Source organism: Variovorax sp. KK3, assembly GCF_001984055.1.
Lineage (GTDB): Bacteria > Pseudomonadota > Gammaproteobacteria > Burkholderiales > Burkholderiaceae_C > Variovorax.
This window is the reverse complement of sequence record NZ_LYVO01000037.1, coordinates 52,751-62,237: the sequence shown is the minus strand read 5'-3', so window position 1 is coordinate 62,237 and position 9,487 is coordinate 52,751. Positions and strand designations below refer to the sequence as shown.

Here is a 9,487-nt window from a genome sequence, read left to right as displayed (position 1 = left end):
CCCCACCACCGGCCCCCGGCAACAGGGCGTTACCATTGCAGGCTTTGCGCCGACCCTACCCGACGGGCGCCGAAACCAACTCCCACAGAGACATACCTTGTCTGCACTCCTCAAGTTCGCGCTGGCCATGGACTGGATCAGCGCCCAGCTCGGCAAGATCGCGGCATGGGCCGTCCTCGCCGCCGCCCTCATCTCCGCCGGCAACGCCTTCATCCGCTACGGGCTCGACTTCAGCTCCAATTCGTGGCTCGAAATCCAGTGGTACCTGTTCGCGGCCACCGTGATGCTCGGCGCGCCGCTGGTGCTCAAGCTCAACGAACACGTGCGCGTCGACATCATCTACGGCAAGCTCAAGCGCCACGGCCCGGTCTTCGTCGACCTGTTCGGCCTGTTGTTCTTTCTTTTGCCGGTGATGGGCCTGCTGTTCTGGCTGACCTTTCCGTTCTTCCTCAACATGCTGCGCACGGGCGAGATGTCCGGCAACATCGGCGGCCTGATCCGCTGGCCGGCGGCGCTGATGATGCCGCTGGGCTTCGCCGCCATGTTCCTGCAAGGCGTGGCCGAGGTGATCAAGCGCGTGGCCTACCTGCGCGGCCTGATCGAGATGGACACGCACTACGAGAAGCCGGTGCAATGAGCCGCCGGGCCGCTCCCAAGGCGAATACCGCAGCCGAAGGCGAAGGCACTCGCATAAGCGCCGTGACGTCGAGTTCGCCCCGTCCCCCGCACCGCTTGGCAGGATAAGAAATGCAGATGGAAAATTTCGCCCCGATCATGTTCGCGGGGCTGGTCGTGATCATGTTGATCGGCTTCCCGGTCGCCTTCTCGCTGTCGGCGCTGGGCCTGTTCTCGGGCTTCTTCGCGATCGAGATGGGCTGGTTCCCCGCCGGCTTCATGGGCAACCTGCCGCTCAACGTGTTCGGCATCTTGTCGAACGAGACGCTGCTCGCCATTCCCTTCTTCACGCTGATGGGCGCGGTGCTCGAGAAGTGCGGCCTGGCCGAAGACATGCTCGACTCCATGGGCCAGCTCTTCGGCCCGGTGCGCGGCGGCCTGGGCTACTCGGTCATCATCGTGGGCTTCATCCTGGGCGCCATCACCGGCACCGTGGCCGGCCAGGTGATCGCGATGGCGATGATCTCGCTGCCGGTGATGATGCGCTACGGCTACAACATGCGCTATTCCACCGGCGTGCTGGCGGCCTCGGGCACCATCACGCAGCTGGTGCCGCCTTCGCTGGTGCTGATCGTGATGGCCGACCAGCTCGGCACCGACGTCGGCCAGATGTACAAGGGCGCCTGGGGTCCGTCGATCCTGCAGGTGATCATCTTCGCGATATACACCTTCATCATCTCGCGCATCTGGCCCAGCTACGTGCCGGGCGTACCGGCCGAGGCGCGCACGCTGCAGGGCTGGGCGCTGTGGGCCAAGTGCCTGCGCGGCATCATCCCGTCGGCCATCCTGATCTTCGCGGTGCTGGGCTCGATGGGCGGCCTGCCCTTCATGGACCACGCGATCGCCACGCCGACCGAGGCCGGCGCGATGGGCGCGGTGGGTTCGCTGATCCTCGCGGCCATCCACCGCCGGCTCAACTGGCCGATGCTCAAGGAGGCGATGAACGGCACCATGCGGCTCACTGCGATGGTGGTCTTCATCCTGATCGGCTCGCGCGTGTTCTCGCTGGTGTTCCAGGGCGTGGACGGCGCCAAGTGGATCGAGCACATGCTGTCGGGCCTGCCGGGCGGCCAGATCGGCTTCCTGATCGCCGTCAACGTGTTCGTGTTCTTCCTCGCCTTCTTCCTCGACTTCTTCGAGATCGCCTTCATCATCCTGCCCATGCTCGGCCCGGTGGCGGCCAAGCTGGGCATCGACATGGTGTGGTTCGGCGTGCTGCTGTGCGTGAACATGCAGACCTCGTTCATGCACCCGCCCTTCGGCTTCGCGCTGTTCTACCTGCGCGGCATCGCCGACACGCTGTTCAAGAACGGCGCGCTGCCGCGCAAGATCGAGTCGCGCGACATCTACCTCGGGGCCATCCCGTGGGTCGGCCTGCAGTTGCTGCTGGTGGCCATCGTCATCTTCTTCCCGCAGACCGTCACCGTGTTCCTCGACAAGAAGGTCGAGGTCGACATCGACAAGGTCAACCTGGAGATGCCGGCCGACCTGCAAAGCGGGCCGGAGAGCAGCGGCATCAACATGGACGACCCCTTCGGCAACAAGAAGTCGGCCGAGCCCGATGCACTGCCGATGCCCGAGCCGGAGCCGCCCGCTCCCGCGCCTGGCGCCGACACCAAGCAGTGAGCGACGACGCGACAGAAGCGTCCGGGCCGCTGGAAAGCCCGGCCTACCCGCGCTTCGTGCGCATCCTGGCGGTGGTGCTGGTGGTGGACCTGCTCGCGTTCGGCCTGTGGAGCGCGCCTTCGCTGCGCCTGTCGGAATGGTCGCTGCCGAGCCTGGTGCTCTTCGGCGCGGCGATGCTCTGCATCGTCTGGGCCGGCTACTGGATCGTCTACAGCCGCACCCGGCTCGAAGGCGACGTGCTCACGCAAACCTGGATATGGAACCGCCGCGCAGACGCCGCCAAGGTCACGCAGCTCAAGCTGGTGCACTGGCGTCCGCTCGACCGCATCATCGCGCCCCGTTTGCTGGTGCGGCAGGGCCCGGTGGTCGCGTGGTTCCACTCGGCCGATGCGCGGCTGTTGACCGGCTTCGCCGAGCGCGTCGCCGAACGCATGACCATGAAAAAAGCCCCGCAGTAGGCTGCGGGGCTTCGTGCTCGAGGCTGGCCCCGATCAGAGCTTCTGCTGCTGCATGAAGCGGTCGAAGGTGCCTTCGGTGAAGCGGAACCAGGCGTTCTGGTCGGCCAGGAACTTGGCCCAGTCGCCGTAGATCTTCTTCCACTCGGGGTTGGTGTTGTTCAGGTCCGAGTAGATCTGCTGCGCCGACTTGAAGGCCGCGTTCATCACGTCCTGCGTGAAGGGCTTGAGCTGCGTGCCCGAGCCCACCAGCTGCTTCAGCGCGATCGGGTTGCGCGCGTCGTACTTGGCGGTCATCGTGATGTTGGCGTGCGCGGCAGCCGCTTCGACGATGGCCTTGTACTCGGCCGACAGCCCTTCCCAGGCCTTGGTGTTGATGTAGAAGTCGAGCTCGGGGCCGCCTTCCCACCAGCCGGGGTAGTAGTAGAACTTGGCGACCTTGTTGAAGCCGAGCTTCTGGTCGTCATAAGGGCCGACCCATTCGAGCGCGTCGAGCGTGCCCTTTTCGAGCGCGGGGTACAGGTCCGCGCCGGGGATCGATTGCGGGATCACGCCGAAAGGCTCGAGCACCTTGCCGGCGAAGGGGTTCGTGCGGAACTTCAGGCCCTTGAGGTCGGCGACCGACTTGATCTCCTTGCGGAACCAGCCACCCATCTGCGCGCCGGTGTTGCCGCCAGGCAGGTTGATGATGTTGTACTTGGCGTAGAAGGCGCGCATCAGCTTCAGGCCGTTGCCTTCGTACATCCATGCGTTCATCTGCCGCGTGTTCATGCCGAAGGGCACCGCGCAGCCGAGGCAGAAGGTCGGGTCCTTGCCGTAGAAGTAGTAAGGCGCGGTGTGCGCCATTTCGACCGAGGCGTTCTGCACGCCGTCGACCACGCCGAAGGCCGGCATCAGCTCACCGCCGGCATGCACCGAGATCTGGAACTTGCCGCCCGTCGCGTCGCTCACCTGCTTGGCGAACACCTCTGCCGTCCCGTAGATCGTGTCCAGCGACTTGGGAAAGCTGGACGCGAGGCGCCAGCGGACAGCCGCCTGCGCGTGGACTGCAGGCGCGATGCCGGCGGCGAGAACGCCGGCGATGCCTGCGTTTTTGATGAGGGAACGACGATCCATTGAGGTTGACTCCGAGTACATGGAAAAAACAAGAACGCGGCTCGTGGCCGCGTCGCCGACGCTGGGTCGACAGCTTGGCATTGTAAAAAATGCTTACATCGCGCCGGGCCGGGTTTTCCCTGCGGCCATGACGATCGCATCGGAAGAGTCGGAAGAGACGGACGCGTTGGCCGCATCGGCCACGCCGAAGCGCTCGCGGATCGAACGCTCGATGCCGGCCGCGTCGAGCCCGATGCTGACCAGCAGCTTCGCGGGGTCGCCGTGTTCGACGAAGCGATCGGGCAGGCCGAGTTGCAGAACGGGCCGCTGCACATCGGCGGCCTGCAGGGCTTCGACGACGGCACTGCCCGCACCACCCATGATCGAACCTTCTTCGAGCGTCACGATGCAATCGTGGGTGGGGGCCGTCTGCAGCAGCAATTCGACGTCGAGCGGCTTGACCCAGCGCATGTCGAGCACGGTGGCGTCGAGCGCCTCGGCCGCAGCCAGGGCGGGATGGAGCAAGGTGCCGAAGGCGAGGATTGCGATGCGCCGCCCCTGGCGCCGCTGCACGCCCTTGCCGAAGGGCAGCGCCTCGAGGCCGGGCGGGGTCGGCACGCCGGCACCGGCACCACGCGGATAGCGCACGGCCACCGGGTGGTTCTGCGCGAAGGCGCTCGACAGCAACTGCCGGCACTCGGCCTCGTCGGACGGACACGCCAGGCTCATGTTGGGGATGCAGCGGATGAAGGCGATGTCATAGGCGCCTGCATGCGTGGCGCCGTCGGCCCCGACCAGGCCGGCGCGGTCGAGCGCGAAGACCACCGGCAGCTTCTGGATCGCCACGTCGTGGATCATCTGGTCGTAGGCGCGCTGCAGGAAGGTCGAGTAGATGGCCACCACCGGCTTCAAGCCCTCGCAGGCCAGGCCTGCGGCGAAGGTCACGGCATGCTGCTCGGCAATGCCTACGTCGTGGTAGCGCTCGGGAAAACGCTGCTCGAATTCGACCAGGCCCGAGCCCTCGCGCATGGCGGGCGTGATGCCGACCAGCCGGGTGTCTTGTGCCGCCATGTCGCACAGCCAGTGGCCGAAGACCTGGGTGAAGGTCTGCTTGGGCGCGGTGGCCGGCTTGACGAGGCCGATGGCCGGGTCGAACTTGGACGGCCCGTGGTACGCCACCGGGTCGGCCTCGGCCAGCTTGTAGCCCTGCCCTTTCCTCGTGACCACGTGCAGGAACTGCGGGCCGTGCAGGTGCTTCAGGTTCTCGAGGGTGGGCACCAGCGAATCGAGGTCGTGGCCGTCGATCGGGCCCACGTAGTTGAAGCCGAACTGCTCGAACAGCGTGGCCGGCACTACCATGCCCTTGGCATGCTGCTCGAAGCGCTTGGCGAGTTCGAAGAGCGGCGGCGCGGCGCGCAGCACGCTCTTGCCGACGTTCTTGGCCGCGGCGTAGAAGTTGCCGCTCATCAGCTGCGCGAGGTAGCGGTTGAGCGCGCCCACCGGCGGGCTGATCGACATGTCGTTGTCGTTGAGGATCACCAGCAGCTTGCAGTCCTGCACGCCCGCATTGTTGAGCGCTTCGAAGGCCATGCCGGCAGTCATCGCGCCGTCGCCGATGATGGCCACGGCGTGCCGGTCCTCGCCCTTCTGCTTGGCCGCCATCGCCATGCCGAGCGCGGCCGAGATGCTGGTGGACGAATGCGCGGTGCCGAAGGTGTCGTACTCGCTCTCGGTGCGCTGCGGAAAGCCCGAGATGCCGCCGATCTGGCGCAGCGAAGGCATGCGCTCGCGCCGTCCGGTGAGGATCTTGTGCGGGTAGGTCTGGTGGCCGACGTCCCACACCAGACGGTCGTGCGGCGTGTTGAACACGTGGTGCAGTGCGACCGTGAGCTCCACGGTGCCCAGGTTGGAACTCAGGTGCCCGCCAGTGCGCGACACGTTGTCGAGCACGCAGCTGCGCACCTCGTCGGCCAGCTGCTTGAGCTGGGCGCGGTCGAACTGCCGCAGCGCGGAGGGGTCGTGAATCGTGGGGAGCAGTGGGGCCATGGTTGTTATCGGTCGCGGTCCACGACCATGTGAGCCAACGCGCGCAACGCGCCGGTGTCGGCCAGGGCGCTGCGGTCGAGCGCGGCGAGCGCCTGGGCCAGCAGCGCGGCGGCCTCGGCGCGGGCGCCGTCGAGGCCGAGCAGCGAAACGTAGGTGGGTTTGTCGCTCGCGGCGTCCTTGCCGGCGGTCTTGCCGAGGGTCTGCGAGTCGGCGGTGACGTCGAGGATGTCGTCCACCACCTGGAAGGCCAGGCCGATGGCGGCGCCGTAGTCGCGCAGCGCCTGCAGCGCGCCGGCATCGATGGCGCCGCCGCAGGCCGCGCCCATCTCGACGCTGCCCTGCAGCAGCGCGCCGGTCTTCATGCGGTGCATCTCGCGCAATTGCGATTCGTCGAGCGCGAGACCGACACTCGCCAGGTCGATGGCCTGGCCGCCGGCCATCCCCTGGCTGCCGGCCGCGCGCGCGAGCAGGCGGCACAGGCGCGCCTGCACGGCGGGCGCGATGGCATCGTCGTCGGGGGAAAGGAGTTCGAAGGCGAGCGCCTGCAGCGCGTCGCCGGCGAGCAGCGCATCGGCTTCGCCGAACTTCACGTGCACCGTGGGCTTGCCCCGGCGCAGCACGTCGTTGTCCATGCACGGCAGGTCGTCGTGCACCAGCGAATAGGCATGGATCAGCTCGACAGCGCAGGCGGCGCGCAATGCCGCATCGCCCTGCCCGTGCACCGCCTCGCTGGCCGCGAACACCAGCAACGGCCGAAGGCGCTTGCCGCCGTCGAGCACGGCATAGCGCATGGCATCGCCGAGCAGGACCGGCGCGTCGACGCCGACCCATTGCGACAGCGCCGCCTCCACGCGCGCCAGGCGCGGATCGCTCCAGGCAGCCAGGCGCTGCGCGTCCCAGCGCAAGGCTTCCAGTGGCACGGCGCTCATTCTGGTGAGCCTCCGCCTGCGGCTGCGGCGTTCGCCTCGGGTGCGGCCCGGCGGCTCATTCGGCGGTCCAGGCCTTCAGGCCGTTCGCGTCGAGCACCTTGATCTGGTCTTCGACCGCCTGCAGCTTGTCGCGGCAGAAGGACAGCAGTGCCGCGCCCCGCTGGTAGCTGCCGAGCAGCTGGTCGAGGGGCAGCTGGCCCGATTCGAGTTCGGCCACCAGCCGTTCGAGTTCCTGGAGCCCGGCTTCGTAGTTCGCGGGCAGCGGGCCCGTCGCCGGGGCATCGGTGATGCCGGGCGAAGCCGTGGTTTTGGGGGAAGGCATGGGCAGGCGGGGCAGAGATGCAAACCGGCCATTCTAGGACTGCGCACCAGGACAGGGCCGGCCGGCGCGCGGAAGGGGCGAGGCGGAAGCCCTGCCCGACCGCCGGTCATCCCGTGGGCAGCGGTATTTTTGCCGGGGTACAATCGCCCGCTCTCGCGCCGGCGCCCGCCGACGATCCCTTCTTCGGGCCGTCCACCTTTCTGCGACGGCACCTCTTTCCGTTCTTTCTCCCTGTGGGGAGCTTGGTCAGGTCACCCATGTCTGATTTAAGTCTTCAACTGCAGCAGGCTTCGAGCCAACTTCCGGTTTCCGCGTACTTCGACGAGGCGCTCTACGCCCGCGAGCTGCAAACGCTTTTCGCCGGTGGCCCGCGCTACGTGGGCCATCGCCTGGCGGTGCCGGAACCCGGCAACTTCCACACCTTGCCGCAGGAGCAGCAGGGCCGCGCGCTGGTCCACACGCCCAAGGGCGTGGAGCTGATCTCCAACGTGTGCCGCCACCGGCAGGCCTTGATCCTGCAAGGCCGCGGCGAGCTCGACGCGCGCACCGGCGGCAACATCGTCTGCCCGCTGCACCGCTGGACCTACGCGGCCGCCGACGCGCGCACCACCGGCAAGCTGATCGGCGCGCCGCATTTCGAGCAGGATCCCTGCCTCGACCTTCAGAACTACCCGCTGACCGAGTGGAACGGCCTGCTGTTCGAGCAGAACCCGGACAGCCGCCGCAACGTCGCGGCAGACCTGGGCCGGCTCGGCCCGCGCGCCGACCTCGACTTCGAAGGCTACGCGCTCGACCGCGTCGAGCTGCACGAGTGCAACTACAACTGGAAGACCTTCATCGAGGTCTACCTCGAGGACTACCACGTCGGCCCCTTCCACCCCGGCCTGGGCAGCTTCGTCACCTGCGACGACCTGCGCTGGGAGTTCGGCCACCATCATTCGGTGCAGACGGTCGGCGTGGCCAACCGGCTGGGCCGTGCCGGCAGCCCGGTCTACCAGAAATGGCAGGAAGCGTTGCTGAAGTACCGCGAGGGCAAGCCGCCGAAGTACGGCGCGATCTGGCTCACCTACTACCCGCACGTGATGATCGAGTGGTATCCGCACGTGCTTACCGTGTCGACACTGCATCCGATGGGCCCGCAGAAGACGCTCAACATGGTGGAGTTCTTCTACCCCGAAGAGATCGTCGCCTTCGAGCGCGAGTTCATCGAAGCACAGCAGGCTGCCTACATGGAAACCTGCGTCGAAGACGACGAGATCGCCGAGCGCATGGACGCCGGCCGCCGCGCGCTGATGCTGCGCGGCGACGACGAGAGCGGCCCCTACCAGAGCCCGATGGAAGACGGCATGCAGCAGTTCCACGAGTGGTACCGCCGCGAGATGAGCTTCTAGGATCGACCCCGGAGGATGCAAGCTCTTTGGATGGTCCTGGCGGCGCTGATCTTCGCCACCATGGGTGTGTGCGTGAAGATCGCGTCGGACTGGTTCACGAGCGCCGAGCTGGTCTTCTACCGCGGCGTGATCGGCATGCTCTTCATGTGGGCGTTCGCGCGCCAGCGCGGCGTGTCGCTCGCCACTGCTTACCCCGGCATGCACGCGTGGCGCAGCCTGATCGGCGTGTTCTCGATGGGCGCCTGGTTCTATGCCATCGCCCACCTGCCACTCGCGACCGCGATGACGCTCAACTACATGAGCAGCGTGTGGATCGCCGCCTTCCTGGTCGGCGGCGCGTTGCTCGCCTGGGTGCCGGTGCCGGGCCGCGACGGCCGCGTGGACCGGCCGCCGCTGCAGGGCCCGCTGGTGCTCACCGTACTGGCCGGTTTCGGCGGCGTGGTGCTGATGCTCAGGCCCTCGGTCGACGGCAGCCAGGCCTTCGCCGGCCTGGTCGGGCTGCTCTCGGGCCTGACGGCCGCCTTCGCCTACATGCAGGTGGTCGCGCTCTCGCGCGTGGGCGAGCCCGAGGCGCGCACGGTGTTCTATTTCGCGGTGGGCTCGGCCGTGGCGGGCGGCGCGGTCATGCTCTTCGGCCAGGCCACGCCCTGGGCCGAATGGACCTGGCAACATGCCATGTGGCTGCTGCCGGTGGGCGTGCTGGCCGCGCTCGGACAGCTTTGCATGACACGCGCCTACGCCACCGCCAAGTCGCAGGCCGGCACGCTGGTGGTGGCCAACCTGCAGTACTCGGGCATCGTCTTCGCGGCGGTCTACAGTGTGGTGCTGTTCGGTGACCGCATCGACGCCGCCGGCTGGGGCGGCATGGTGCTGATCGTCGGCAGCGGCATCGCCGCCACGGTGCTGCGCCAGCGTTCGCTGCCCAAGGCACCCGCGGAAGAGCATTGA

General features: G+C 67.4%; 9 protein-coding genes. 5 read left to right on the top strand and 4 right to left on the bottom strand.

Annotated features, from left to right (window positions below):
• Window positions 1-97 precede the first annotated feature (97 nt).
• The 3 genes from B0W80_RS18625 (at window position 98) to B0W80_RS18615 (ending at window position 2,759) form a co-directional block, all read left to right on the top strand.
• Window positions 98-637, top strand: a complete 540-nt coding sequence (locus B0W80_RS18625) for a TRAP transporter small permease subunit (RefSeq protein WP_077000645.1) — start codon at window positions 98-100, stop codon at window positions 635-637.
• 110 nt (window positions 638-747) lie between these two features.
• Complete coding sequence (locus B0W80_RS18620) at window positions 748-2,301, top strand: TRAP transporter large permease subunit (RefSeq protein WP_077000644.1); 1,554 nt, start codon at window positions 748-750, stop codon at window positions 2,299-2,301.
• Window positions 2,298-2,759, top strand: a complete 462-nt coding sequence (locus tag B0W80_RS18615) for a hypothetical protein (RefSeq protein WP_077000643.1) — start codon at window positions 2,298-2,300, stop codon at window positions 2,757-2,759. The genes B0W80_RS18620 and B0W80_RS18615 overlap by 4 nt, the downstream gene beginning before the upstream one ends.
• A gap of 33 nt (window positions 2,760-2,792) precedes the next feature.
• Here the strand turns inward: B0W80_RS18615 and B0W80_RS18610 are convergent, their stop codons facing one another.
• From B0W80_RS18610 to xseB, 4 genes are all read right to left on the bottom strand, one after another.
• Window positions 2,793-3,872, bottom strand: coding sequence for a TRAP transporter substrate-binding protein (locus tag B0W80_RS18610; protein WP_077000642.1), 1,080 nt, complete (start codon window positions 3,870-3,872; stop codon window positions 2,793-2,795).
• Between the two features lie 93 nt (window positions 3,873-3,965).
• Entirely contained in the window at window positions 3,966-5,897 is a 1,932-nt protein-coding gene (dxs, locus tag B0W80_RS18605) for a 1-deoxy-D-xylulose-5-phosphate synthase (protein WP_083745484.1), read from the bottom strand.
• Window positions 5,898-5,902: 5 nt separating this feature from the next.
• The gene (locus tag B0W80_RS18600) at window positions 5,903-6,826 is read right to left on the bottom strand and encodes a polyprenyl synthetase family protein (RefSeq protein ID WP_077000641.1); all 924 of its coding nucleotides are present in this window, start codon (window positions 6,824-6,826) and stop codon (window positions 5,903-5,905) included.
• A 55-nt stretch (window positions 6,827-6,881) separates the two neighbouring features.
• On the bottom strand, window positions 6,882-7,148 hold the full coding sequence (gene xseB, locus B0W80_RS18595) for an exodeoxyribonuclease VII small subunit (RefSeq protein WP_179106971.1): 267 nt from the start codon (window positions 7,146-7,148) through the stop codon (window positions 6,882-6,884).
• A 257-nt stretch (window positions 7,149-7,405) separates the two neighbouring features.
• Here xseB and B0W80_RS18590 point away from each other — a divergent pair, with 257 nt between their 5' ends.
• Together B0W80_RS18590 and B0W80_RS18585 are read left to right on the top strand one after the other, a co-directional pair.
• Window positions 7,406-8,539 carry an aromatic ring-hydroxylating dioxygenase subunit alpha gene (locus tag B0W80_RS18590; protein ID WP_077000639.1) on the top strand — a complete coding sequence of 378 codons (1,134 nt, stop codon included), beginning with the start codon at window positions 7,406-7,408 and terminating at the stop codon, window positions 8,537-8,539.
• 15 nt (window positions 8,540-8,554) lie between these two features.
• Window positions 8,555-9,487 carry a DMT family transporter gene (locus B0W80_RS18585; protein ID WP_077000638.1) on the top strand — a complete coding sequence of 311 codons (933 nt, stop codon included), beginning with the start codon at window positions 8,555-8,557 and terminating at the stop codon, window positions 9,485-9,487.

Bases quoted from the DNA above. Each gene is read 5' to 3' on its own strand.
- B0W80_RS18620 (WP_077000644.1), top strand. From the start codon at position 748: ATGCAGATGGAAAATTTCGCCCCGATCATGTTCGCGGGGCTGGTCGTG.
- xseB (WP_179106971.1), bottom strand. From the start codon at position 7,148: ATGCCTTCCCCCAAAACCACGGCTTCGCCCGGCATCACCGATGCCCCG.
- B0W80_RS18590 (WP_077000639.1), top strand. From the start codon at position 7,406: ATGTCTGATTTAAGTCTTCAACTGCAGCAGGCTTCGAGCCAACTTCCG.
- dxs (WP_083745484.1), bottom strand. From the start codon at position 5,897: ATGGCCCCACTGCTCCCCACGATTCACGACCCCTCCGCGCTGCGGCAG.
- B0W80_RS18585 (WP_077000638.1), top strand. From the start codon at position 8,555: ATGCAAGCTCTTTGGATGGTCCTGGCGGCGCTGATCTTCGCCACCATG.
- B0W80_RS18600 (WP_077000641.1), bottom strand. From the start codon at position 6,826: ATGAGCGCCGTGCCACTGGAAGCCTTGCGCTGGGACGCGCAGCGCCTG.
- B0W80_RS18610 (WP_077000642.1), bottom strand. From the start codon at position 3,872: ATGGATCGTCGTTCCCTCATCAAAAACGCAGGCATCGCCGGCGTTCTC.